We start from the raw sequence: 26,391 nt of genomic DNA, 5'->3' as shown, positions 1-26,391 counted from the left end.
CAGTCATGAGTGATTCAGCATGTTCTGTGAAACCAGCCCTTGTTGCTCCCCAGCGCAGGCGGTAGGATGGTTAGACATAAGCCGTAAAAGTGCATTTAGCTCAATGAAATAGCATCCGGTTACTACCGCTGTAGATTTAGGAGACTACTTTGGTATGTAAACCAGGCTTGCAAGAGTCATCACATAATAGCACCAGCATACAGCATCGAAAGGAGTTCAGATGTTTAATGGCAAGGCTATCTTAATCACAGGTGGAACAGGCTCATTTGGCAAACAGTTTGTCGAAACAGTGCTCGATCGCTATACGCCATCACGCTTGATCGTTTACTCCAGAGATGAGCTCAAACAGTTTGAGATGCAGCAGGTGTTTAGCCAGTCGTGCATGCGTTACTTCCTTGGTGATGTTCGAGATCAGGCTCGCCTGACCCGGGCGATGCGCAACGTTGATTATGTGGTCCATGCCGCAGCGATCAAGCAAGTCCCTGCAGCCGAATACAATCCTATGGAGTGTATTAAAACCAATGTGCATGGTGCAGAAAATGTCATCCATGCCGCACTGGAAAATAACGTCCAGAAGGTGATTGCTCTATCCACTGACAAAGCGGCTAATCCCATCAATCTTTACGGTGCTTCCAAACTGGCTTCCGATAAGATTTTTGTTGCGGGTAACAACATAGCAGGCAAACATAAAACAATATTCTCCGTGGTACGTTACGGTAATGTCATTGGCTCAAGAGGCTCTGTTATTCCCTTCTTTAAGGAGCTCTTGGAAAACGGATGTGAACAACTCCCCATTACTCACCCTGAAATGACCCGCTTTTTAATCACTCTTGAGCAAGGTGTTGATTTTGTCATCAAGAGTTTTGAGCGTATGGCCGGTGGTGAGATTTTCATTCCCAAAATCCCCAGCTGCAAGATCACTGATCTAGCCTCAGCGATAGCCCCTGAAACCCCATTTAAAATCATAGGGATCCGTCCGGGAGAGAAGATGCATGAGATCATGTGCCCTGCTGATGACTCCTACCATACCTATGACTATCCGGATCACTACCTGATCTCTCCTTCAATCAAGTTCAATAACCTGAGCCATGACTATACAAATAATGCTGTTGGGGAAACAGGGGAGCTGGTCACGCCAGGGTTTGAGTATAACTCTTTATCTAACCCGCATTATCTGTCTATTAAGGAGATAGCTAAATTAATAGCATGAACAAAGATCATATCCCTTACGGCCGCCAAGAGATCACCCAGGAAGAGATTGATGCGGTAGTTAAAGTCTTAAAGTCTGACTTCCTGACCCAGGGGCCACGGGTACCTGAATTTGAAAAGCAGCTTAAAAGCTATACTGGAGCCAAGCATGCCCTGGCAGTAAATAGCGCGACCTCAGCGCTGCATATCGCTTGCATGGCGCTAGAGTTAGGGCCTGGTGATTGGTTGTGGACCTCCCCCATCACTTTTGTTGCCTCGGCAAACTGTGGACTCTACTGCGGAGCCAATATAGATTTCGTCGATATCGATCCAAAAACCTATAATCTCTGCCCTTTAGCTCTGGAGAAAAAACTCAAACAAGCTCAGGCAGAGCAAAAGCTCCCCAAAGTGCTGGTCGCGGTCCACCTAACCGGTCAACCCTGTGACATGAAAGCTATCTCAAAACTTGCCAGGCAATATGGGTTTTCAATCATTGAGGATGCCTCGCACGCCATTGGCGCACGATATGATGGAGAGCCTATCGGTGGCTGCAAATACTCAGATATCTGCGTATTTAGCTTTCACCCGGTCAAAATCATTACCACAGCAGAGGGTGGCGCCGCGCTAACCAATAGCAAGACACTCCGGAAAAAAATGGAGCTGCACCGCAGCCATGGGGTCACCCGGGATCCGGTTCAGATGACTCATCAACCCGATGGCCCCTGGTACTATCAACAGATTGAGCTTGGGTACAACTACCGGATGTCTGAGATCCATGCAGCATTAGGACTCAAGCAGCTAGCCAAGCTGGATAACTTCGTTGCGGCTCGCCATGCCTTAGTCAAACGATATAATGAAAGCCTCGGATCTCTTCCTGTAGATAAGCCTTTTCAGGCCTCTCTTAGCTATTCAAGCTGGCACCTCTACATCATTTTGCTCAAAAACGATGATCCGGCATTTCATCTTGAGGTTTTCAACAAGCTTAGAGTGCAGGAGATTGGTGTAAACCTACACTTTATCCCGGTACACACACAGCCCTTCTATCAGCAATTTGGCTTCAAATCAGGTGATTTCCCTGTGGCTGAAAACTATTATCGCAGAGCAATTAGCCTTCCCCTGTTTCATAGCATGACCGAGCTGCAGCAGGACAGAGTCATTCAAGCATTAAAGGTAGCACTGAAATGAATATCGCGGTTATTCCTGCCCGAGCTGGTAGCAAACGCATACCTAGCAAAAATATTCGTCCCTTTAATGGTAAACCTATTATCGGCTACTCCATTGAAGCAGCCAAGGCTTGCGAATGCTTTGAGAGAATCATTATTTCAACCGACGACCCCGAGATCGCTGAGATTGCTGTTCATTTTGGAGGGGAAGTCCCCTTTATCAGGCCTAACGAACTCGCCGATGACTTTACGGGAACTAACGCAGTGGTTGCCCACACTATTCATCAACTAACAGAAAATATTGACTTTGCCTGCTGTATCTATGCCACAGCTCCGTTCATAAGACCCGAGGTCCTCCGAAAAGGGCTCCAATTATTGCAGGCAAACGCCGATTTTGATTATGCAGTTACGGTAACCAGCTTTCCCTTTCCTATCCAACGTGCCCTAAAGCTTGAAGAGAATGGAAGTTTGCAGATGCGAGAGCCAGAGCACAGGATGACCCGCTCCCAGGATCTCGATGAATCTTACCATGATGCAGGCCAGATCTACTGGGGGCATAAAGAAGCATTTATCGAAGATCGTCCTTTATTTAGTAGTAACACTCTCCCCATAATTCTTTCCCGATATATCGTTCAGGATATAGACACCGAGGAGGACTGGTTAAGGGCCGAGCTGATGCACAAAGCTATCATGGAGCTTAGTCTGTGAATATTGTATTGCGGGCAGATGCAGGCATAGAGATAGGAAACGGGCATATCATGCGCAGCCTAACCCTGGCCAAGGCGCTAAACAATCAAGGGCATAGGGTTTTATTTATCTGTAAGCAACATCCCGGGCACCTGTGCCACCTCCTTGAAGCACAGGGAATAGAGGTTCACTCCATACCTATCTCTGAAGATCAACCTGAGCACTTGCTGGCCCATAGTCGTTGGCTCGGCGGCTCTCAAAAGCAAGATGCACAGGCAACCCGAAATATCATAGAGGAGTCTTTCGGGCAGCAGGTAGACTGGCTCATCGTCGATCACTATGGGATTGATTATCACTGGCAAAAAGCCCTCACCCGGCACGCCCAAAATATCATGGTCATTGATGATCTAGCTGATCGCCAACACTATTGTGATCTTCTTTTAGATCAAACCCTTGGACGTATTCCCCAAGATTATCAGCCATACCTGATGAAACCCTGTACCATGCTGCTGGGAACTGAGTACGCCTTACTAAGGCCCGAATTCAACCAACACTCTCCTACAGAGATCATTCAGCATCGCCAATCCCGTATCAAACAAGGGTTAAGCCGGCTTCTCATCATGATGGGAGGTACCGATCCTTGCGATATCACATCCCAGATCCTTGCTTCACTCAACTTGGAAGAGTTCACAAAAGTGACTGTAGTTCTCGGTAGCTCAGCTCTAAATATTCCTAGAATTCAGCAACTTTATAAACAGCATCAACAAATTGAGCTCAAAATTAACTGTAATCAGATCGCTCAATTGATCCACTCCCATGATATTTGTATTGGTGCCGCAGGAAGTAGTTGCTGGGAGCGCTGTAGTATGGGGCTTGTGAGCCTAATTACTGTATTTGCTGAGAACCAAAAACTCATCGCAGAAAAACTGGTATCCCGGAAGATAGCGGTTGAACTTAAGAGCCCTCTCAATCCAGATTCATTAACAGCTCAAATTGCAAAAATTACAGACCCCAGATTTTATCTAGAGTCAGTCAAACTGGGATTAGATAGCTGCGATGGAGTGGGCACAAGCAGGGTCGTGGAGATATTAGGCAATGGATAAAATCGACTCAATTTGTGTTCTCGTCGACAATGAGTCCTGGATTCTTCCCTTTGCCCGGGAGCTCATCGACTGGTGCCATAAACATGGTTATGACGCAAAGTTGATTAGTGAGCAATCTGAGCTTGCTCAATCCGATATCACCTTTCTCCTCGGCTGCGTGCATATGGTAACGCCAGAAAATCTTGCCAAAGCCAGACTCAATCTTGTGGCCCATGAAAGTGACCTTCCCCATGGAAAAGGTTTTGCTCCCATAGCCTGGCAGATACTGGAAGGAAAAAATGAGATCCCGGTCTGCCTGATTGAGGCAACCCAGCAGGCCGATAGTGGCAGGATCTGGCTCAAAGACAAGATTGAACTCAGAGGAACAGAGCTTTGTGATGAATGGCGGCAGCTGCAGGGAGAAGCGACAATTCGGATCTGCCAAAGGTTTCTATTGGAGTATCCAACCCTCATACCTAAAGAGCAGTCAGGGGCCAGCCATAGCTACCCAAGAAGGAATCCCGGAGATAGCGAACTAAACCCGGACAAGAGTCTGAGCGAGCAATTCGAGCTCCTGAGGATCGTCGACAATCAACGCTACCCGGCTTTTTTTAAACTCCGCGGGAAACAATACAAAATCGAGATCACTGAATATGATCCAGACTGATCCAAACACACAAAATTACCTGGTGGCCACACTCAAGCCGTGGAATATTGAGGCTTTCACACAATTCACACCTGAGCTCCCGGGTCAGTGGCACTTGATCACAGAAAAAAATCAACTGACAACCGATTACCTAAACAGCCTCGACCCCAGGTATATCTTTTTCCCTCACTGGAGCTGGATCGTCCCCGAAGATATCCTTAAACATTGGGAGTGTGTTTGCTTTCACATGGCCGACGTCCCTTATGGCAGAGGTGGTAGCCCACTACAAAACCTCATAGCAAGAGGGCACAAGGAGACCCGGCTCAGCGCTCTGCAGATGGTAAAAGAGTTGGACGCAGGTCCTGTGTACCGGAAGCTTCCACTCTCTCTGGAAGGATCTGCCCAGGAGATTTTTGAGAGGATGGCTCCCAAGATCTATCAGCTTATTTGCTACATAGTTGAGCAGACGCCTCAGCCTAAGCCTCAGGAAGGAGAGGTCACGCTATTCAAACGCCGTACACCAGAGCAGAGTGAGTTACCAAAGACAGCTGATCTCAAAGCTCTCTATGATCATATTCGTATGTTGGATGCACAGAGCTACCCAAAGGCTTATATCGATTGGGGAGATTATAGAATGGAGTTTACGGATGCTAACCAGGATGACCCCGATCAGTTATTCGCTTCTGTATTCATCACCAAAAGGCCGAATAAGTCATGAAACCTATCTTGATCAATAATCGGGCCATTGGAAAAAAAGAGAAGCCATACATCATTGCTGAACTATCTGCGAACCATAATGGTTCATTGCAAAGGGCCCTTGAGAGTATTGAGATAATGGCCCAATCCGGAGCCGATGCCATTAAGATCCAGAGCTACACCGCCGATACCATGACCATTGACTGTGATAAGCAGGACTTTCTGATCCATGGCGGCCTATGGGATGGCTATAAGCTCTACGACCTCTATGATTGGGCCCACACCCCTTTTGAGTGGCATGAGACCCTGTTTCAAAAAGCGAAAGAGGTCGGAGTTACCCTGTTCTCTACTCCTTTTGATGAAACAGCTGTCGATTTGCTGGAAGAGCTGGATACACCCGCTTATAAGATTGCCTCCTTCGAGATGACAGATCTCCCCCTCATCAAACGAGTCGCTCAAACCGGTAAACCGATGATCATCTCCACCGGAATGGCTAATCAGCAAGAGATTGAAGAAACGGTCAAAACAGCCAGAGAAAATGGCTGCTCTGAGCTTGTACTGCTGCACTGTATCAGTGGTTATCCCTCCCCCGTTGAACAAGCAAACCTCGCGACAATCCCCAAAATGGAGCAAGACTTCGATTGCCTGGTTGGATTATCCGATCACACTCTTGGTACCTCAGTACCGGTTGCCGCCGTTGCCTTAGGCGCATGCGTTATCGAAAAGCATGTAACCCTGAGCAGAGAGGACAAGGGGCCAGATTCTGCCTTTTCTTTAGAGCCTTCAGAGCTAAAGCAGCTCTCCCTGGATACACAAGTGGTCTGGCAAGCAATTGGGACAGCCAGCTATGAACAAAAGCCAGTCGAAGAGGCAAGCATCAAATTTCGCCGCTCCCTCTACTTTGTGGAAGATCTCAAAGCTGGAGACAAGATAACTGCTTCCAGTATTCGGCGAATTCGTCCGGGCTACGGACTTACCCCCAAACATTACCAGGAGCTGATCGGCAAAGAGGTGAACCAGGATATCAGTATTGGAACAGCGGTTTCATGGGAGCTAATCAAATGACAGAAACAGTGGCGGTAATTGTGGCGCACCCGGATGATGAGGTGCTTGGCTGTGGTGGCACCATCGCCCGGCATATTGCCGAAGGCGATGAGGTTAGCATTATCATCATGACAGATGGAGTAAGCGCCCGAGAAAGCCAGCAACAAGCGGCACAGCTCCAGCAGCGTCAAGATGCATCCGTCAGGGCTCTAGCTGAGCTTGGTATTGATGAGGAGAGTGTGCATCGGTTTAATTTCCCCGATAACCAACTCGATACCCTGCCTTTGCTTGAGGTCACCCAGACTATCGAGAAAGAGCTGAATAAAATTCAGCCCTCGGTTGTCTATACTCACTACGCTCAGGATCTGAATATTGATCACCGTATCGTCAATCAGGCAGTCTTAACAGCATGCCGTCCCCAGCCCGGAAGCCCCGTCAAAAAGCTGTTGACCTTCGAGGTACTCTCCAGCACTGAGTGGCAATCCAAGAGCTACCCAACTTTTACTCCAAACTATATCGTGGATATCAGTAACTATTGGGAGAGTAAACTCAGAGCACTAAAGCAGTATGATGAAGAGATACGTTCTTTTCCACATAGTCGTAGCTATGAGACAATCAAGTCCTTAGCTACTACAAGAGGTGCTATGTATGGTCTCCAAATGGCAGAATCATTTTATATTGAAAGGTGTATAAGATAGCTCATATTCCAAATATGTCATTTATAGAATAATCAAAAAAATAAGGTATAAAGAGTCACGGTTAGGACGGTTGCATTCTCACACCCATTATGATATGAATAAACTTAATTGGTGGATAAAATGTCCATGCGGTAGCATTAAAGATGAAAAAATAATTTTGCAGAAACGTGCCAATATTCACAAAAAACACTATAGTTCATAGAGATAAGACACAATGAGAGAGAATGCCATCAACATAGACTATAGTGAGGTACTAGGCAGAAAAATTGCAGTATTGTCCGACATACATAGTAATAGTGACTCCCTTGAGTTTGCCATAAACTACATTAAAAAAAACTCAATAAAATATATTGTTATTTTAGGTGATGTATTAAGCTATGGCTGCCAATGTAAAGAGGTAATATATTCATTAAAAAATATACCTCAAGAAACAAAGTGTTTTTTCATCAAAGGAAATCACGACCAAATATACTTTGACCTACAGAATGGAAAATCGCTAGAAAATATCAGCGGATATATTCGTGACTCAATAATGTGGAACCTAAACAATATAGATGTTAATCTATATTCATATTTCAACTGGATTGAATCATTATCTATAGGTCCTATTTTATTTTCTCATGCAAATCCCTATTCAGATAATGATTGGTCATATATAAACTCACGAGACGATCTATTATCAGCAGCAAAAGAGCTATCTAATAGGCATTATATGGTAGGGATTTTTGGGCACACACATAGAGCATTGAGTACATGTGTTATAAACCATAACTCTATTAAAGAGAACACAAAAAAATTCAAAATAAATGATAAAAAAGAAAAGTGTCTCATTGTAAACCCCGGGTCTCTAGGACAGTCAAGAGGCACCGGACTAAGTTTTTTAATATTGACATTAGGGTCTATAGATATAACTATTGAACACATTGAAGCAAAAACAGATCTTAATGATTATTTTAGAAAAATAAATGCATCACAACTACCTAAAGAAACGATTCAGAAGCTACTTTCATTTTTTAAGGAATAAATATGCTTACAGTTCTAGTAACAGGAGTTGGTGGCGGTGTTGGTCAAGGCATAATTAAATCGCTAAAGTCAATCACAGATTTAGATATTAGAATTGTAACCTCTGATATTAGCGCATACTCTGCCGGTCTATATGTTAGTGATTACGCCAAAATTCTTCCACCTGAAACATCTCCTAACCATCTAGAAAAACTTATTGAGCTATTAAACAATGAAAATGTAAGTTACTATTTCCCAGGAACTGATATAGAGCTTTATTTCTGTGCCAGAAATAAAAGTAAAATAGAATCGATGAGCTCTGCAAAGGTTATAATATCGCCAGAGAGGGCGATTGAAATATCCTCCGATAAATACAAGACTTTTGAGTTTCTTAAAAAGAACAATTTCTCGCACCCCGCTACATATAGACCTGAAGATATAGATTATAAAGAAATAAACTATCCTATAATTGTGAAGCCCGCTATTGGGTGCCGCTCAAAAGGTGTCAGCATTTCAAAAAACGAAAAAGAACTTAGAGATAGAATTGAAAATGAAGATGGACTCATCATCCAAGAATTGATAGGCGAAGGCTCTGATGAGTACACATGCACAATTATTATCGTAGGCAATCATGTTTCTGATGTTCTAGTTTTCAAGCGAGAATTACGAGATGGTGATACGTACAAAGCTACCCCCATAAAAAATAAAAAAATCTGCGAATACATTACTGAAGTTGCTTTAAAACTAAACGTTCACGGTTGTTGCAACTTTCAACTCCGAATTGATTCTAGTGGAATCCCAAAAATATTTGAAATTAACTGCCGCCACTCTGGTACTACACCATTTTGGACTGCCTTAGGTTTTAATCCTGTCGAGTATTATCTAAAAAAAATCAATGATATTGAGTATAAACCAGAGGTAAATTATGATTTTGTCATCATGAGATATTGGAGTGAGCTTCTTGTTCCAAAAAAACAAATTGAGAAACTTTCAAGAAGCCATCACATTAAACTAAATAACCCTCATCATAAGGTAATATCTATATGATAGCTCTAACCGGAAGCTCTGGCTTGGTAGGGCTTAATATGAAATCCATTCTCAAAGAAAGGTCGATACCTTTTATTGAGATAACCCGAAAACAATGGGATTTAAGAGATTGGCAAAGCATCCATCAGCTTGATCACTTACTCAAGGGTGTATCATCAATATTTCATTTTGGTGCATATACAAAACATTCGATAAATAGATCTGACCATAAATATGAAAATAATTCTATCATAAAGGAAACATTTGATACAAATGTTAGATCATGCCTGGCAATTTGTGAGTGGGCTCTATCAAGAAATATCCCAGTAGTCTTTTTATCTGGATCTACCGTTTATAAAGATCCTTATGCTAAGAAAATAAAAGAAAATAGTGAGAAAGTTATTTCAGGTTTTGGAGGATTCTATGGTTTTAGTAAGCTATTGGCTGAGAGTATATTTGAACACTATAGTTATCTTGGATTAAAAACTATAGTTTTACGTCCATCCTCAATTTATGGGACATTTATGGACAAAAAAAAACTAGTCGCAAAGCTACTATATTTATCAGAACAAAATAAACAGATAGATATCTATCAGCCTATTGAATCGTCCGTCAATTTAATTAATGCAGCAGATGTATGTAACGCAGCCTTACACGCCTTAGAGAATAAAGCATGGGGGATATTTAACATTGCAGGACCGGAAAACATTTCAATACTAAAAATAGCAAAAACATGTATAGAGATAACAAACAGGGGAAATATAAATATACTTGATGGTGATAGTGACACGCCAAGCATAAGATTTGACCTAGATTGCACAAAAGCTCATGAAAAATTTAACTATTCAGCTAGCATAAATTTAAAAGATGGCATAGATGCAATGCACTCAGGTAAAGTGATAAACAAGTACTAACTTTAAATGATTATTCTGGAGTGTGATTAATGCAACACAAAAATAGGACATATATTATTGCTGAAGCGGGAGTTAACCATAATGGTTCTATTGAATTAGCTAAAAAACTAATTGATATTGCTGTAGATGCCAATGCAGATGCTGTGAAGTTTCAAACTTTTAAGTCTGAAAATGTTGTGAGCAGTAAATCACCTAAAGCTGAGTATCAAAAAAGAAACACCCCTAGTGATGAGTCTCAGCTTGAAATGATAAAGAGTTTCGAGCTGACTAAAGAAGAACACATTGAATTATTTCAATACTGCAAAATTAATAATATTGATTTTTTATCATCACCATTTGATGAAGAGAGCATAGTATTACTCATAGATGAATTAAAGCTACCAATAATTAAAATAGCATCCGGGGAAATAACAAATGCACCATTACTGCTTGACATATCCTCTCGAAATACCCCTGTCATACTATCAACAGGAATGTGTACTCTTGCAGATATTGAAAGTGCATTAGGTGTATTAGCCTTAGGGTACACATCCCATAATTTATCTCCATCATTAGAAAACTTTAGACAGTGTTATTGTTCTGAAGCAGGTCAGAGAGCACTAAAAAATAATGTGACACTTTTGCATTGTACAACAGCTTATCCAACACCATTTAGTTCGGCAAACCTTAACACGCTAAATACCCTAAAAGTTGCATTCGGGCTAAAAACTGGCTATTCAGACCATACTTTAGGTATCGAGATCTCATTAGCAGCTGTAGCTCTTGGCGCATCTATAATTGAAAAGCACTTTACATTAACCCGTACACTAAAAGGTCCAGACCATAGCGCATCCCTAGAGCCTGACGAATTAAAATCTATGATTAATAAAATAAGAAATATTGAACAAGCTATGGGTAAAGGAATAAAGGCACCTGTCGATGATGAATTAGTTAATAGTGATGTGGCACGAAAAAGCCTAATCGCCTCTAAGGCGATTAAAAAAGGAGAACTATTTACAAAGGATAATTTAACAATAAAAAGGCCTGGCTCAGGAATATCCCCATACTCCTATTGGGAGTATTTAGGGAAAAGAGCAAAAACTAACTACGACATGGATGATTTGATATGAATAAAAAACTAAAAATAAGAAGTATGCCCTTATGGAAAGGTACATCTGAAAAGCCAGGCATTGAGGCGTTAATACCATTTGAAATTCATTGGAACAATAATGGTTATATACAACAGATTATTAGTTCAGAAAATCAAGATTCAATATTTGAAACATACGATAATGATGACTATGAGTTTATAACTAACCCTCCAGGATATTCAGAGTGGGCAAATAAACTTGGTGATCAAAAGATCAATTTAATCTCATATTTACACGGTAGTTTAGACCATAAAGAAATCCTTGAAATTGGAGGGGGAAGCCTTTACACGGCAAAAAAAATACTTGGTAAATTTGACATAAAAAAATATACATTAGTTGACCCGGCAATAAAAGAAGAATCCAGCGATGAAAAAATAGATGTCATTAAGGGGTACTTTAATTTTAATATTTTGCAAAATAAAAAATTTGATTTTGCAATCTGCTTCAGCGTATTAGAGCATGTTCCAGATCCAACTTTGTTTCTAGCAGAACTAAATAAGGTTTTATTACCTAAAAGAGGTAGGGCGGTTGTTGAAATCCCAGATATTGAAAGGCAGTTTAAAACGGGAGATTTGAATGCTCTTTTACATGAACACATAAGCTATTTCACAAGAAAAAGCGCATATGAAATAATCCAGTTTTGTGGCTTTAATATAATTAATGAATTCTACGCCAATGACACATTAAATATCTTAATTGAAGCAACATCACAACCTAAAGAAAACATTATAGCTGAGGATGATGGATTGATAGATATCATATCATCAAAAATTGAAAGTAATATATTAAGGATAAAAAATATATTGAACACTGAAAGGACGAACAATAAAAAAATAGCTTTCCATGGTGCATGCAATGGACTAAACACGTTACTTTATATACTAGACGTTCATACTGATGAAAATATCATTATAGCTGATATTGATAATTCAAAAACAAACACATATTTACCTTCATTTAATAAGAAAATCGTATCGATTAATGATGAAAGATATTTAACTGCTGACTTGTTTATTATATCATCAATGTCATTTTACTCAGAGATAAATAATTTTCTAGTTAATGAAAAGAAGATCCCACAAGAGAAAATAATACCTTTATTTATATGAGGTAACAATTAATACATACTGATATAGTTAAAATTATAAACCCTGATGAATTACCCCATAATGTATTTTATAAATTAATAAAGGACTCCAACATATGCAAGCCAGCATCACCACTCTTCTCGGGATGAAATTGACAACCAAATATATTTTTCTTTTCAGCATAGGCTGTAATTTTGTGCCCTCCAAACTCAACAAACCCAAGACTATCCTGAGTTATTGCCGAAAGTGAATGTACAAAGTAATAATCTTCCTGCATAAGCCCCCCTACCAGTGGACTACTACCATTACCTTCAAAAGTAACCTGGCTCCAACCAACATGGGGTATACGGAGACTCAACCCATCAATTGACAAACTAGGCAAAGGGGTAACTTCACCAGAGAGCAACCCTAATCCTTTACAAGCTTCAAATTCATAGCTCTTCTCAAACAGAAGCTGCATGCCCAGACAGATCCCAAGAATAGGTATACCACAACTAACCTTATACTGTAGTTCACGTTGTATATCATTACTCTTTAGAGTTTTCATTGCAGCGGGATAAGCACCAACTCCAGGTAAAACTATAAGCCCGGCACCACTAAAATCTCCCTTTCGGCTCACAACATTAAGCTCCGCCCCCAAATAGCGCAATGCCCCGATAATTGAGAAGAGGTTTCCTGTGCCAAAATCTATCAAATCTATTTTTTTCATCTTGCTCTTACATCCAGGTTTGCATCAAGACAGTAGTCCCTTATTTCGCTAACTGTCGATTTCCGATAATGAAGGAGGTGCGCAAGCGCTATACCATCCATATCAACATCAAAACCTTGTTGAATATGACTCAAACAACCCACACCTCCCGAAGCAACAACTGGTACAGTAGATAGAGATCTCACCATGCGACATAACTCTATGTCTAGTCCACAACATGTCCCTTCACGATCCACTGATGTAAGTAGAATCTCACCAACCCCCAAGGGTAAACACTGCTTTACCCAATCATCAACCATTACCCCTGTTCTCTCTCGGCCATTATCGGTATAAACCTCCCATAGCTGATCCCCTACACTTTTTGCTTCCACAGACAAAACTACACATTGAACCCCACACTCTCTTGCTACTTCACTCAAAAATTTTGGTTTAGCCACCGCAGCAGTATTGATAGCAACTTTGTCAGCACCACTTCGCAGGACAGCCTTAACATCATCTAATTTTCTTAATCCCCCACCCACTGTAATTGGTACAAATATATTCTCGGCAGCCTGACTAACAATATGCATCAGATTATTGCGCTGGTAGAGAGATGCTACCGCATCCATAAATATCAGCTCATCAACACCCTGTGAAAAGTACTCTCCAGCAAAGGTATCTGGAGTGCCTAGTTTCCTAAGCCCTTCAAGGTGAATCCCCTTGATAAGGTAGTTATTTTTTATATCAAGTCGCGCAATTAGTCGCTTCTTTGGCATCACTCCTCCAAAGGGTGGCGTAATCGCCACAGCCCCTTATCATAAATCCATAAGTGAGGACTCCTAAAGCTATCGCAAAGACGATCAAAATAGTGTCTATCCATAACTGGTGATTCAAATTGTGTTGCTGCAACAGGAAACTCATTCTCAGGAATACTTAAATAGGATAACAGCTCATCAATAAAACGCTCAGGGAATTCGTGATCATATCGACGAACCAAAGCAACACCTTCATCTCTCTCAATATCTAAGGAACGAATCTCTTGAGCTGCATCATAACTCGCACGACCCAGACCAAATTTAACACCGGTTGTATAATAATGAAGGTCATCAATTCGATCATCAATACTATTATACTTAGAATAAGTTCCAGGCGTCCTTTCTGGAGAAGCAACAAATCCGCCATTTTCTACTGCATAGTAATAGCAACTCTGAGGGTGCCATTTCAGATAATATCCTAGATAATGTGTTTCAATATTACACTCTTCAATATCACCCTCAGATATAGGAAGGTATGGAATAAGATCCTGGGAAACTAATCCAAAGTCCTCCTGAAGCTCTGTCAATGATACTCCTCCAAGATAAAGCTCATCATAGTCAGACGATGAAAAGTATTCGCTACTACGCAGTGGTGAGTTGGTATCTGCAATAGGGTTTCCATACTCCGCCTCATTTTCACCATAAAAGATCAATGGGATATTGAACTTCTTAGCCATTTTGGGGGCTAATAACTTTTGCCCTAACATAAATGGTTGAAATGGATGCAATAAATTTTCAACGGCCAACCGGGTTAATAATCTGTGTACCCGCCCATTTGGAGTCATAAGGTAGTTATCAAGCCCTGCATGAATCCATGACTGAAAATTCTTCCACCCCCACTCTGTGTATATATGTGGTGCCCAAGTCACGGTTAATGGGTGCATTCCATACTTTTCTTTTAAAATATGAGCCGCGTAAAAACTATCCTTACCGCCAGATCCCGGAACCAAACAATCATAGTATCCATTTTTGCTCCTATGCCGATCACATAACTCTCTCAACGCCTTATCTCTGAGCTCCCAATCTATTGTATTATTTTTCTGCTCCGATAATCGGCACGCATCACAAACCCCCTCGCTATCAAAGTGAATTGTTTTCTTTTTGCTTTTATTCGTATGCTTAAACTCTACAGCCGAGTTTGGGCGCTGATTACTAATTACACATTTTTTACAATAGTAAACCTCCGAGGGTAAACCATATTTTGTTCCATTAATCGAGGCTTCAGGAGAAAATAATCGAGTATCGACACGAGATGGTGCTGAAATTTGAGCCATAGATCTTCTTCATCCTTAAAAAGTAAGAGTACAAAGAATAATGCAATAACTGCGCCTACCAAGCCTGCCATCCGCCATCAACATCGAGTCGAGCTCCGGTCATATAGCAGGACATATCTGAACATAGAAAAAGCAGAGGGCCGGCAAGATCCTCTTCCTTAGCCATCCTCCTCAAAGGTGTCCTCTGGCAATATGCATCCACAAAGCTCTTCGGCTGATAACGAAAAATTCCCCCTGGTACCAAAGTGTTAGCCCGTACTTTGGGGGCAAGGGTAGTTGCAAGCCAGCGCGTTAACTGATGAAGCCCGCCCTTGCTTGCAGCATAAGCTGCGGGGTTAGCCATTTGAGTGCCTTCATACAGCGACCAATCAGGCCCTACCTCACCGTAAATGGACCCGATGTTAACAATCACTCCTTTTTCTCTGACTGATAACAATGGATAGAACAACTGACTCAAGGCAAAAGTAGCTGTTAAATTCACCTCCAAACAAGCGCGCCAACTCTCAATTGACTGCTCAGCGAAGGATGTACTCCAACCTTGTAGCTCTGATGTCCCAACAAAGGCTGCGTTGTTCACCAAGATATCCAGCCGCCCAAAATCACGCTCTATCTTCTGTAGTAGAAGCTCCCCTTCAGCCTCTATGCTTGCAAGCTCAAGAGCAATAGGAGTTATTCCATCATGAAATACTACATTTTGGAGAGCTTCCTGACGATCAATAGCAATCACCTTTGCTCCCTGCTCTACAAGCAAATTGCAACATAAACGACCAAGATGCCCAGCTCCTCCAGTGACCAAAGCCACTCTACTTGAAAGATCAGCCAATTTATCTAGTGTCTTGCTCACACATCCTCCTTGCCAGCAAGCATTCTGCAATCTCAAAATCCAGGGGCTCATCAATATCGATCGCCCGCTCTCTTGGAATCTCTACCAAGCCAATCCTTCCTTGCATTACATTCTGGCTATTTAGGATATACTGCGGGCTTGAAACATAGGCTACCGTCGTTAGGTCAAAAACCTGAGGCGTATCTTGTCGCCGTGTATGTTGGCTAGGAAGCACCAACTCTATAGCGCCATCATCCTTTTTCTTTACCATATTAAACCAGGGACTCCTGGAGGCTATAGAGCCGGTGACAACCAAATCAAAGTTGCTCTGACCAAATAACTCCAAGCATCGGGTTACATCATCCTCAGAACGAAGAGGTGCTGTTGCTGGTAAGGAAATAAAGGTTGAGAAGCTATGCCATTGAGGCTGAGTCTGGCAAAAACGTATTGCATGTTGCCAGGCTTCTAACTCTGGCGCAGTATCTGTTGCCAACTCTGCAGGGCGGATGAAAGGAACTTGCGCTCCCCACTCCAAAGCAACTTGCGCAATCTCCTGGCTATCTGTAGAGACAATCACCTGCTCTATCTGAGGGTGATTCAATGCAGCCTCAATGCTATAGGAAATAAGAGGCTTACCAGCTAAAAGCTGGATATTTTTACGAGGAATCCCTTTAGACCCCCCCTGGCGAAAATAAAAGCGAGCGTACTTTCTTCACCACTCACAAAACTATCTCCCTGTTGTATCGCAACGACTCTTTACAAGCCTCAATGAGATGCATGACTTCACACCCCTGTTCCAAATTACAACCCCGAGAAGATTGGTTAATAAAAGATTCCAGTAAAGCTTTGCGTGCTCTCCCCGGATCCATCCCTCCATTGAATGAATCAACCTGCTCACCAGTTCGATCATAAAATGTCAGGCTATCACTTAATAGATCCCAGCAAATCTGTCCATTTTCGCCTAGCCATGTACTATTACGGGACGGAGAATAGCGGAGCATATCTAAGTGGACACTCACCAATGGTCCTTGAGGATAACTACAAAGCAACTCAACACACTCTTCCACTTCAATTGCTAAGTGACTCGGAGGAGCCTTTTTTGCAAAGACCGATGAAGGCTTTCCAATGAGGTTAATCATCAGATCCAGTTCATGACTCAGCTCAAGCAAGGCCCCACCACCAAGCTCTAATGACGCTGAAACCATCTCGATAACAGGCTTGCCTGGGCGCCAGTGAGGCAAGTACTGCCCAACATCCAGCCTAACATGATAGAGCTGTCCCAAAAGAGTAAGCCACTGCTGTAGCTTGAGAAAACTGGGTAAAAACCTAAGCTGATAAGCGACCAGATAGAAGCTATTTTTTTTTGCCAGTAAACAGGTAATCTCTTGTGCTTGGGATAGGCTGTCAGCTAGTGGCTTCTCTATAAGCATTGGGCAACCCAAAGAAGCGAGTTCTGTAATCAATTCGAGTCGAATCGATGAGGGCGTTGTCACAATGATAAGATGAGGCTGCCAGGCAATAGCTTGCTTAGCATCATAGAAAAAATGCACCACCTTGGGGTGCGAGCGTAACTTTCCCGGACGACACCAAACAGCAAACTTTACATCAGACAAAAGCTCGCCTAAAGCTTCAATGTGCTTTTGAGCTACACTGCCAAATCCAAGGAGCAGAACTTGCGTCGTCAAAATCTGGCCTCAAAAATATCTCTATTTGCCTGTTCAAAATCTTGGTGCTGCCCTACATCCAACCAGTACTCTCTAATGGGAAACATAGTCGTTGTCTTATTGTCTTCGATGAGTTGGCTAAAAAGATCGGGCATATCCAAGTAGTCTTCACCACTAATTCTGGAAAAAGCTTCATGATCTAAAACATAGATACCTGCATTAACAAAAAAATGCTGCAGAGGCTTTTCAACAATCCGCTTAATTTTCTGATTATCTGCTTCCAATACGCCATAAGGAACTCGATATTTCCACTCACGAACGCCCATAGTCGCCGAAGATTTATGTTCACGGTGAAATTTTAGAAGAGCAGTAAAATCCACTTGAGTAAGAATATCACCATTCATCACAATTGCTGGCAGTTGAAGATCATTCTTAGGAATTAATCCTAAGGAACCTGCTGTCCCGAGAGGCTCATTTTCCTCAATATAATGTATATTGATGCCCCATTCACTACCATCTTCAAAGTAATCCTTAACCACTTTAGCAAGGTAATTTACAGAGATATAAAAGTTATGGAATCCATGCTCGATAAAATTATCAATAATGAGCTCAAGAAGAGGCTTTACACCAACCCGAAGCATAGGTTTAGGACAAGCCTCAGTAAGAGGGCGCAATCTCGTCCCTTGACCTCCAGCCATTAGAATAACCGTATTATCAAGTTCCTGCGGCTTACTTAAGTGCTGTAATGTTTGCAAGCCAACCACTTTTCCATCTGAGTCAACCAGAGGAAGCTGATCGATCACATGGTGTAGCATGCGCTTACGCAACTCATTTTCAGAAAGTTCAGGAGAAGCTGTCACTGGGGAACACTGCATAATTGCAGTTACAGGCTCGGTTAAAGGAATGTGTTGCAAGAGCGCGCGCCGCACATCACCATCCGTGATAACCCCTAATAGCCGATGCTCAGTATCAACCACCATCACAAGCTGCAAGCCACTTTTATCGATAATTTGGATAGCTCGCTCAATACTCGCCTCTGGATCAATAAAGCTGTTCTGCCAGCGCTTCATGCACTCTCTCCCTGGATGCTAGCTACATTTTGAGCCTAACATGAACCCTTTACCCTTTCACCTTTGCACTTCAAAATACAAAGATTTATTACCCCCCCCTGTGCATACTTTTTTTCGAGCCTCTTGTCCAAAGTGTCCACTAAACCCTTCTTTCCATCCTGTCCACAAAAGGAAGCTTGCCTAGTCCCTGCTGAAGGTGGCTAAGTAAAACGTTGATCATACGTTCGGCAACAGAGTCCTCACCATAGGTATGGCAATGATGCTTTGATAGCTCCTGATGAGATTTAGACAGCGCTCTTTCCAACCCATTAACGATCTCCCGAGCTGTAGCGCAAGCGCGAATAACGGAAATCGGTGCTGTTCGCCCTCTTTGACGCTCTCCAATATCCAGTGTCGGAGTTCCTAAGAGTGGAACTTCAAGGAGTCCACTTGATGAGTTGCCAACAACTGCTTTCGCACAACTTACAGCAGACATATATCGTAGTACTCCCAGATGCTTATATAGTACAAACTGCTCGGGATACTTCTGAACATAACTCTCTAGTACCCCCTCTATTTGCTGTCCTCCGGCGTCAGAGTTGCTGGATGTCATAATGATCTGATGCGGCCATTCATTTCTTAGCGTCTCACAGAGCAGTTCAGAAAGTACTCTTGGATCATGGTTTGTAGCTGTCTCAGGGTGCAATGTCATGAGCAAATACGGACGAGAGAATGCAGAGCCCAGTTCAGCCACCAACTCATCTCGTGTCAACAACTTAAGTTCTCGTATATTATCCAGAGCCAGAGGGCCGGTATCGTAAACAGCCTCCACCGCTTCCCCTAACTGAAGAAGGCGCTGTCGATACTCCTCAGTTGAGCAAAAGTGAAGGCTTGCAATCTTAGAGATACAGTGACGAATAGAGTCGTCCACAGCTCCTTGACTCAGCTCTCCTCCATGAAGATGAACAACAGGGACTTTAAGAAAAAGAGCGGCTTGAGCTGCTGCAAAAATTTCATAACGATCACCAAGAAGAACTAGTGCATCTGGTTTTAACCGAGACAAAGCTGCGCTCATTCCGAGCACACCAAGTCCTAAAGACTTACTCATTCCAACAGGGGTATCACTGGCAAGTTGCATATCAACTTCAGCTGCAATATGAAAACCATCGCTATGAATAGTTGACAAGCTATCCCCCCAACTTTGGCAACAATGAGCTCCGGTAACGGCGAGCTGTAATTCAAACTTAGGGTGTTTTTTTAAGGCTTTTAGTAAGGGACGCAGCAAACCATAATCGGCTCTGCCGCCCGTCACAACAGTAACTTTAAAAATTTTTTGCATCATCCATGACCCCTGCACTACTTGGTATATTGATAATGCAACTAGCTAGCCGCTCTGTGCAACTTAAATCCATTCGAGGTGAGACCTCAAACATCGGAAGTTGATGCAGAGGCTGCCAGACTGGTCGAGCAAGGATCCCTTGTGAATTCAATTCTTCTAAGACTATTTCTAATTTATAATCAGAAGGTAGGCTTAATCCCATTAGCCAGTAGTTCCATTCTCTGTCACCAGAAGCTTTTAATAACTCAATCCCCCTCCAGGGAAAATACTGCTGATAACTCTCGTGAAGAGTGCGTTTGCGTCTTAATATTTCCGGCATCTGCTCAAGCTGAGCACACCCTAAGGCTGCATTAAGGTTTGGCATCCGATAATTATATCCAACTGCATCATGATGATACTGCCATGGATGCTTAAGCTTCGCTGTCGTCGAAAGATGATGAAGCCTCTCAGCAAGCACCTTTCCCTGACACAAAACAGCGCCGCCTCCACCTGTAGTCATGATTTTATTACCATTGAAACTAAGTGCGGCAGTGACACCAAATGTCCCAACATGCTGCCCCTGATAATGACTACCTAGCCCCTCTGCAGCATCTTCAACCAATGCAAGTGAGTACTGCTTACATAGCTTTTGGATAGCCTCCATTTCAGAGGGTATCCCAAAGGTATGCATAACAACCAAGGCTCTTATAACCCGGCCAGTGGAACAGTTGTAGCAAGTGCCATCTCTAAGCTCTGTGGCAGAGTTCAGATACTCATCCAAAGAGGTGGCATCCAGGCCTAAATTCAGACTTTCAACATCCACAAAATGAGGGGTTGCCCCGCAATAGCAGATGGCATTGGCCGTTGCGACAAAGCTAAGGGATGGCGTTAATACCTCATCTCCTGCCTTCACACCGGCACCTAGTAGAGCCAGGTGAAGTGCTGCCGTACCATTCATTACAGCGATAGCATGGTTACTTCCCGTGTAAGACTCAAGATCCCTTTCAAATTGATCAACAAACTTACCCTGGGAAGAAACCCATCCCGTATCCAGGCACTCTTTCACATAGTGCCACTCATTACCGATAAACATAGGTTCATGAAGTGGCATGACACTGTTGTGGCAACCCGATGCGTGCCGAATTCGAGCTGCAAGCTCTCTACTCTTATTCTCAGGAGTCATAGGGTATAGTCCCCGAAACGATATAACTGCAGGTTTTTAGCCTCCTGAAACCAATGAACTGTGTGCTCTAGCCCTTTACGAAATCCATCAACACCAGCGAACTCAGGTTGCCAATCCAAGAGCTTCAAGGCCTTTCTGTTATCACAAAAGAGTCGATTAACCTCACTTTTATCCGGACGCAAACGCTGCTCTTCTGTTACGATTTTTGGTGATACTCCCATTAGATCACATAGCATATTGACGGTTTCTTCAATACTGACTTCAAAACCACTCCCCAGGTTTATCTCCTCACCCAGTACTTGATCATCAGCCCTTAAGAGTGCTTCGAAACCGCGAACAGTATCCAGAACATAATTGAAGTCTCGGGTCGGTGAAATAGCACCAAGCCTTAATTCATTTGGATTCATCGCTAACTGAGAAATAATGGTAGGGATCACGGCCCGAGTAGATTGCCTCGGCCCATAAGTATTAAATGGACGAGCGATGACCAGGGGAAGCTCAAAGGAGCGATAAAAGGAAAGAGCTAACTGATCGGCACCTATCTTACTGGCAGAATAAGGAGATTGTCCCTGAAGGGGATGCTTTTCATCAATAGGCACATAACAAGCTGAGCCATATACCTCACTTGTAGAGGTGTGAACAACTCGCTGCACCTCAAGATCACGCGCAGCTTGTAGCACATTTAAAGTTCCTTTGATGTTCGTATCAACATAACTATCCGGCGAATGGTAAGAGAAAGGAATGGCAATCAATGCTGCCAAGTGCAATACAGCATCGACCCCCTGTATCGCCTGACGAACCCCGTTTGGATCCCGGATGTCCCCCATAAAAAACTCGATATGCTCCAAAAACTCGGGACTCAGTGTATCCAACCACCCACGACGATCAAAAGAGTTATACATACAAAAAGCTCTGACAGAATACCCCTGAGAAACCAACATTTCGATCAGGTGAGATCCAATGAAGCCATCAGCTCCTGTCACCAATATTCGATTATTCACACGCTCCTCCCTCAGAACCAGCGCTTATTTTGTGGGGTATGGTATGTTGAAGAAATCTTTTCAACCAAATCCTCACAATGCTTCTTAAACCTCAACAAAGCCCAATTGCTATAATCTGATAGCTCATCCCCATGATAAAAGTAAGCATTGGTTAAAATTGTCGTCTGAATATAGTTTAATGTCCCTTTCAAAAACCTATAGTATGCTTTATCTTCTGGAATATCCATCAAAGGGATTACCATTGCGTATTGTCTCTGGAAAAAATTGATAAGAGACTGAATGTCTGTCACTTGAGGCATTTCAGAAAATAATATTTTGACCATCCCCCTCATTCTATCGATATGTTCTTTTATGAGGATCTCCATGTCTGTACCTACAAGTTCTTTATTAGAGAAGCTCTTGTCAAGAAATTTAAATATCAAATCTTGCTTATTTGAAATAATATCAAGTGATGGTAGTGAATCTATTGTAGCTGGTTCGGCACCTTCAACTTTTGCGCCATCTGATGTATTATGAACTTTAAAGACCCTATTCTTTATATATCTTTGCCTCTCAATCAACATCTCAACTATTGCCCGAGAGCTTTCATAAGCACTTTCAGTAAAAATAATATCATCTCCAAAATTAGCCTTAGAACGTAATTGGCCACCATGCTCCTCAGTATACCCATCCCAGCTTTCATCATAATAGGCACTATCTCTGGAGTGATGATACTTTTTGTCTTTATAACCAAAATCAGTCCCAAATAGGTAGATATCAGTCATTTTCATTTCAAAGGCGAGAGCTAAAGCAAAGTTAGTAACTGTTGGGTTACTATAATACATTTGATTATATTTATTCTTTGGTAGCAGCTGACACAAGAGTTCATTTCCAGAGTCATGGGGTTTTAGAATCATATATGAGCGTTCAAACATCTGCATCGCTTCTGGGTGAACATTATTAAATGCCACCAAAGGAATACGACTCAATGTATTCTGTTCCTTAATATTTTCCAGCCACTTTGCTACATGATAGGTTCTCTCAACCTCAACATGAATATCCGGAACAATACCATTTTCAAGTAGGCTCCGGGTCGCTGTCCCACCGGAAATAACGATAGCCCCTTTCAGGTTATTTTTTATGTAATCAATCGAGTAATCAAGTGATGGTCCATTGCCTATAATAAATACTGGATATTTTTTCAGCTTACCTGAATAGACATTATTCTTGAGTAGTGGGATGTTAATCTTAATATTTGCAAAAGTATTTTGCGTGCTCAAAATTTCATCTTCAAAAAAGCCCCAACCACTTGATAGTCGATGAGCCAATTCATGAAAATACTCAAAAGACTCATCGGTATCTTCACTATGGTAATGCCGATATAAGCCTATCCGACAAACATGAAAGGTCCCCCGCTGACTAAGGCAGCTATGAACATTGTTCATGAAACTAAACTTACTCCCACCAACAGTCACAGTGACTGTTCCCCCTCTAGCATTACAGTGTTCAATAATTTTCTGCCAATCAATTACATGCAAACATGCATAAAAACACTCAGGATCTGGCTCATAAAGGAAAAAATAGTTCACATCCACAGAATCAAAAATCCTCTGAATATGGTATCCCAGCCCCGATCCAATCATACATAAGAAGTCGATAAGCTTATGAGTGTCAAATTCATTAAATTCTTCTGCAGCCGGGAAGCCAATTTCCTCTTCGCGCCTAGAAAAAAGCTCCTCCATCAACTGAATATGCAAATAGTGCTCAAAACCTTCCTCTTCATAGGTAGGTAAGTAACGGCTTCTCATTGGTCGCTTAAGATAGAGTTCTGCCTGCTCGCAGCTTTGTTGCTGCGCCCGATCTTCATAAACAAGCCCCCCATCTGAAACCAGATTAAGCTCATCATTATGATCAAAGGTGAGAAAAGTCTTTTGGGGTTCAAAATCTTTATAAAGCTCAAAGAGAGGGGGCATGTGCTTTTTCAGAACAGCCAAATTTTTGACAAAAGTACCTCGTAGAATCTTTGTTTCTATATCCAGGCGCATCGGGTCCATAAGCTTTACCTTCCCAAAAATATAAAAAGCCTCTACTCCAACTTAACAGAAGTAGAGGCAAAAATCGCGCCGAACCAAGCAGTTAGGTTTACTTCTTATCCTTTGCATATCCAGGCAAAGCCTCTAAGGCTCCCTGGAGAAAGCTAGATGTACCTGCCAATTGAGAAACAACAATATCCATGGCATTAAATTGCTCAAAAAGGCGAGCTTCCAGCTTGCTCATCCTGAACTTAAGATCTTCATCTTTCTTGTCCAGCTCCTGCAACTTTTTATACAGGGAGTCAATCTTGGTATCGATAATACCTTCACTCAGATCTATATCTCCGGAACCGGAAGAGATCGACTTATCAATCATAGCATCCAGTGTGGTGTTGAGAAGGTCAACCATTCCCGGAGAGTAGGTGACCGTTCCCCGAGCCCCTGTTGCTCCCCCTGTCACCTGAACTTTAATTCCTGAGGAGTTTCCACTCTCAGAGAGGAGAAATTGACCATCACCTAAAGCTGTTTGTCCATCTATCGTGCCTTCAACATCGACTCCCTCTGTTCCCGATGCGACTGATAGTCCTAACTCCGCTGCCATGTCTGTATCCACCTCGGTAAACGCGACCGAAGATGAACTCCCATAGGCATCAGAGGTAATCACTAGCTGATTACTACCATCAAGAGTCACAGAGACGCTGACTCCTTTATCGAGTAAAGTTGAGTCCGAATTTATCTTTGACTGTATCTCGGCAATAAGTTCAGATTGTGTATATGTTCCCTGAAGCAAGCTGATCTCATTGGATAAAATCCCATCAATACGAACTTTAAATGTATCATTGTCAGCATCTATTGTTGTGTTTGCACCTAATGCGACAGTACCAGTCAGCACACCCTGTGTCGCCAGTTGTGTGACCTCAATCGCATAGGTTCCTGCCTCCGTAAGCGAGTTACTACTGAAAAAATCAACCTGTGAGTCCGTCGTCCGCCCAGCTGCAGTGAAGAAGTCCGCAACATCATTAATATTGTTACTCAAGACAGAGGTAAAGGTTGACTCCTGAATTTCAAGGGTTCCTTCCCGAGTGGTGATGATCCCGAGATCTGCAAAAGTGTGTATATCGCTACCAGACAGATCAACTTCGGAATTAAGAATCGAGCGTAAGGTACTCTGGATGCCTCTCACTGTAGCATCACCAATCAATACACCATTGGCCTCATTGGTTCCCGTGTACTTTGTAAGCTCATATATTTGGGCATAGACGGTATTGTAGCTATCAACAAGAGTGCGTATTTTATCCTCAACCGAACTGGAATCCCTGCTAATAACTAGCTTGATAGACTCTCCGGGACTTGAGTCCAGTAGGTTCAGAGTTACACCTTCAATCAATCCCGTCACAGTATTATCGGAGCGGGTAACCGTCAGACCATTCATCACCAGTTCAGCATCTTGTGCAGTCACAGTTTTTGTCATGTTTTTGTCCGATGCACTAAACACCAGCTGTGACAAGCCCGCATTATTGGTATCAGTGCCATCATCGTCGTCTGTGGTGATCTCCAGAGCATAATCAGCTCCACTCTTGCTGCTCTCAAACACCAAACGATAACCGCTCCCATCATTGATCACCGAAGCTTTGACCCCATAATTTCCCTCATTGATATGATCCCGCATGCTCGAAAGAGTGTTATTCGTCGAATCTATGGTAATTGTTTGTACCGTCTCATCAGCATTGAGAGTAAAACTATCATCTGTCGCATTATAGGTACCGAAACGAACTGTCATCTCTCCTGTGCCAATCACATCATTTGGACTGGTGAAACTAGCTGAAGCAATCGTATGAGTTTGTGCAAGCTTCTCAATGCTGAGATCATAACTACCAAGATCGGCCCCAACATCAGTGGTAACCGAAAGAAGATTTGTGTGGCTATTGGAGATAGAAGCTGCGCTGAAACTAGAGCTCAAAGAAAGGGTAGAGTAAGAGCTTTTGAAAGAGGAGAGTGAACTATTGAGTAGCCCCAGAGCCGAGATCTGTTCGGTGGCCTCAAGAGCATCTTTATCAATCTTCTGCTGAACAGGAACCTGTTCGGCCTCCACTAGACTAGTGACAATATTGTTTATGTCTAACCCGGATCCAAGACCAGTAGATGTTACTACAGGCATAAGCACCTCCTCAGGACTCAGATCACTCAGCAATTGGAAATC

Annotated in this window: 25 protein-coding genes; 13 read left to right on the top strand and 12 right to left on the bottom strand. The window is 42.5% G+C overall.

The window, feature by feature from the left end; genetic code table 11:
• Positions 1 to 220 precede the first annotated feature (220 nt).
• The 13 genes from pseB (at position 221) to DB847_RS04995 (ending at position 12,385) form a co-directional block, all read left to right on the top strand.
• On the top strand, positions 221 to 1,210 hold the full coding sequence (gene pseB, locus DB847_RS05055; RefSeq protein WP_108649725.1) for a UDP-N-acetylglucosamine 4,6-dehydratase (inverting): 990 nt from the start codon (positions 221 to 223) through the stop codon (positions 1,208 to 1,210).
• Positions 1,207 to 2,373 carry a UDP-4-amino-4,6-dideoxy-N-acetyl-beta-L-altrosamine transaminase gene (pseC, locus tag DB847_RS05050; RefSeq protein ID WP_108649724.1) on the top strand — a complete coding sequence of 389 codons (1,167 nt, stop codon included), beginning with the start codon at positions 1,207 to 1,209 and terminating at the stop codon, positions 2,371 to 2,373. The genes pseB and pseC overlap by 4 nt, the downstream gene beginning before the upstream one ends.
• On the top strand, positions 2,370 to 3,059 hold the full coding sequence (gene pseF / locus DB847_RS05045; protein WP_108649723.1) for a pseudaminic acid cytidylyltransferase: 690 nt from the start codon (positions 2,370 to 2,372) through the stop codon (positions 3,057 to 3,059). Before pseC ends, pseF begins: the two co-directional genes overlap by 4 nt.
• Positions 3,056 to 4,141, top strand: coding sequence for a UDP-2,4-diacetamido-2,4,6-trideoxy-beta-L-altropyranose hydrolase (gene pseG / locus DB847_RS05040; RefSeq protein WP_108649722.1), 1,086 nt, complete (start codon positions 3,056 to 3,058; stop codon positions 4,139 to 4,141). Before pseF ends, pseG begins: the two co-directional genes overlap by 4 nt.
• Positions 4,134 to 4,787: a formyltransferase family protein gene (locus tag DB847_RS05035; RefSeq protein ID WP_108649721.1), complete on the top strand. Its 654-nt coding sequence runs from the start codon at positions 4,134 to 4,136 to the stop codon at positions 4,785 to 4,787. The genes pseG and DB847_RS05035 overlap by 8 nt, the downstream gene beginning before the upstream one ends.
• Entirely contained in the window at positions 4,774 to 5,484 is a 711-nt protein-coding gene (locus DB847_RS05030; protein ID WP_108649720.1) for a methionyl-tRNA formyltransferase, read from the top strand. The genes DB847_RS05035 and DB847_RS05030 overlap by 14 nt, the downstream gene beginning before the upstream one ends.
• Positions 5,485 to 5,489: 5 nt before the next feature.
• Positions 5,490 to 6,527 (top strand): pseudaminic acid synthase, encoded by a 1,038-nt coding sequence (gene pseI, locus DB847_RS05025; protein WP_199911832.1) that lies wholly within the window; start codon positions 5,490 to 5,492, stop codon positions 6,525 to 6,527.
• Positions 6,524 to 7,204 carry a PIG-L deacetylase family protein gene (locus DB847_RS05020; RefSeq protein WP_108649718.1) on the top strand — a complete coding sequence of 227 codons (681 nt, stop codon included), beginning with the start codon at positions 6,524 to 6,526 and terminating at the stop codon, positions 7,202 to 7,204. Before pseI ends, DB847_RS05020 begins: the two co-directional genes overlap by 4 nt.
• 214 nt (positions 7,205 to 7,418) lie before the next feature.
• Entirely contained in the window at positions 7,419 to 8,228 is an 810-nt protein-coding gene (locus DB847_RS05015; RefSeq protein WP_108649717.1) for a metallophosphoesterase family protein, read from the top strand.
• A 2-nt stretch (positions 8,229 to 8,230) separates the two neighbouring features.
• The gene (locus DB847_RS05010; RefSeq protein WP_108649716.1) at positions 8,231 to 9,253 is read left to right on the top strand and encodes an ATP-grasp domain-containing protein; all 1,023 of its coding nucleotides are present in this window, start codon (positions 8,231 to 8,233) and stop codon (positions 9,251 to 9,253) included.
• Positions 9,250 to 10,146, top strand: coding sequence for an NAD-dependent epimerase/dehydratase family protein (locus tag DB847_RS05005; protein ID WP_108649715.1), 897 nt, complete (start codon positions 9,250 to 9,252; stop codon positions 10,144 to 10,146). The genes DB847_RS05010 and DB847_RS05005 overlap by 4 nt, the downstream gene beginning before the upstream one ends.
• A 29-nt stretch (positions 10,147 to 10,175) precedes the next feature.
• Positions 10,176 to 11,255, top strand: a complete 1,080-nt coding sequence (gene neuB, locus DB847_RS05000) for an N-acetylneuraminate synthase (RefSeq protein WP_108649714.1) — start codon at positions 10,176 to 10,178, stop codon at positions 11,253 to 11,255.
• A complete protein-coding gene (locus DB847_RS04995; RefSeq protein WP_108649713.1) occupies positions 11,252 to 12,385 on the top strand; it encodes a class I SAM-dependent methyltransferase in 1,134 nt (377 codons plus the stop codon). The genes neuB and DB847_RS04995 overlap by 4 nt, the downstream gene beginning before the upstream one ends.
• Positions 12,386 to 12,452: 67 nt before the next feature.
• Here DB847_RS04995 and hisH read toward each other — a convergent pair whose 3' ends face one another.
• The 12 genes from hisH to fliD form a co-directional block, all read right to left on the bottom strand.
• Entirely contained in the window at positions 12,453 to 13,073 is a 621-nt protein-coding gene (gene hisH, locus DB847_RS04990; RefSeq protein WP_108649712.1) for an imidazole glycerol phosphate synthase subunit HisH, read from the bottom strand.
• Positions 13,070 to 13,828, bottom strand: a complete 759-nt coding sequence (hisF, locus tag DB847_RS04985; RefSeq protein WP_108649711.1) for an imidazole glycerol phosphate synthase subunit HisF — start codon at positions 13,826 to 13,828, stop codon at positions 13,070 to 13,072. The genes hisH and hisF overlap by 4 nt, the downstream gene beginning before the upstream one ends.
• Complete coding sequence (locus DB847_RS04980; protein ID WP_108649710.1) at positions 13,828 to 15,141, bottom strand: N-acetyl sugar amidotransferase; 1,314 nt, start codon at positions 15,139 to 15,141, stop codon at positions 13,828 to 13,830. The genes hisF and DB847_RS04980 overlap by 1 nt, the downstream gene beginning before the upstream one ends.
• Positions 15,142 to 15,196: 55 nt before the next feature.
• On the bottom strand, positions 15,197 to 15,985 hold the full coding sequence (locus DB847_RS04975; RefSeq protein ID WP_199911732.1) for an SDR family oxidoreductase: 789 nt from the start codon (positions 15,983 to 15,985) through the stop codon (positions 15,197 to 15,199).
• Positions 15,966 to 16,589, bottom strand: a complete 624-nt coding sequence (locus tag DB847_RS04970) for an acylneuraminate cytidylyltransferase family protein (protein WP_407644455.1) — start codon at positions 16,587 to 16,589, stop codon at positions 15,966 to 15,968. Before DB847_RS04970 ends, DB847_RS04975 begins: the two co-directional genes overlap by 20 nt.
• Before the next feature lie 94 nt (positions 16,590 to 16,683).
• A complete protein-coding gene (locus tag DB847_RS04965) occupies positions 16,684 to 17,649 on the bottom strand; it encodes a Gfo/Idh/MocA family protein (protein WP_159084411.1) in 966 nt (321 codons plus the stop codon).
• Positions 17,646 to 18,698: a nucleotidyltransferase family protein gene (locus DB847_RS04960; RefSeq protein ID WP_108649706.1), complete on the bottom strand. Its 1,053-nt coding sequence runs from the start codon at positions 18,696 to 18,698 to the stop codon at positions 17,646 to 17,648. The genes DB847_RS04965 and DB847_RS04960 overlap by 4 nt, the downstream gene beginning before the upstream one ends.
• 139 nt (positions 18,699 to 18,837) lie before the next feature.
• A complete protein-coding gene (gene neuC / locus DB847_RS04955) occupies positions 18,838 to 20,019 on the bottom strand; it encodes a UDP-N-acetylglucosamine 2-epimerase (RefSeq protein ID WP_108649705.1) in 1,182 nt (393 codons plus the stop codon).
• Positions 20,000 to 21,178, bottom strand: a complete 1,179-nt coding sequence (locus tag DB847_RS04950) for a LegC family aminotransferase (RefSeq protein WP_108649704.1) — start codon at positions 21,176 to 21,178, stop codon at positions 20,000 to 20,002. Before DB847_RS04950 ends, neuC begins: the two co-directional genes overlap by 20 nt.
• Positions 21,175 to 22,179: an NAD-dependent 4,6-dehydratase LegB gene (locus tag DB847_RS04945; protein ID WP_108649703.1), complete on the bottom strand. Its 1,005-nt coding sequence runs from the start codon at positions 22,177 to 22,179 to the stop codon at positions 21,175 to 21,177. Before DB847_RS04945 ends, DB847_RS04950 begins: the two co-directional genes overlap by 4 nt.
• Before the next feature lie 11 nt (positions 22,180 to 22,190).
• Positions 22,191 to 24,212: a motility associated factor glycosyltransferase family protein gene (locus DB847_RS04940; RefSeq protein WP_108649702.1), complete on the bottom strand. Its 2,022-nt coding sequence runs from the start codon at positions 24,210 to 24,212 to the stop codon at positions 22,191 to 22,193.
• An 88-nt stretch (positions 24,213 to 24,300) separates the two neighbouring features.
• On the bottom strand, positions 24,301 to 26,382 hold the full coding sequence (fliD, locus tag DB847_RS04935; RefSeq protein WP_199911731.1) for a flagellar filament capping protein FliD: 2,082 nt from the start codon (positions 26,380 to 26,382) through the stop codon (positions 24,301 to 24,303).
• Positions 26,383 to 26,391: the final 9 nt, after the last annotated feature.

It is taken from the genome of Dongshaea marina (genome assembly GCF_003072645.1).
In the GTDB taxonomy this organism is placed as follows: Bacteria; Pseudomonadota; Gammaproteobacteria; order Enterobacterales; family Aeromonadaceae; genus Dongshaea; species Dongshaea marina.
The sequence above is the reverse complement of the archived record's forward strand: the minus strand, read 5'-3'. Positions and strand labels throughout refer to the sequence as shown.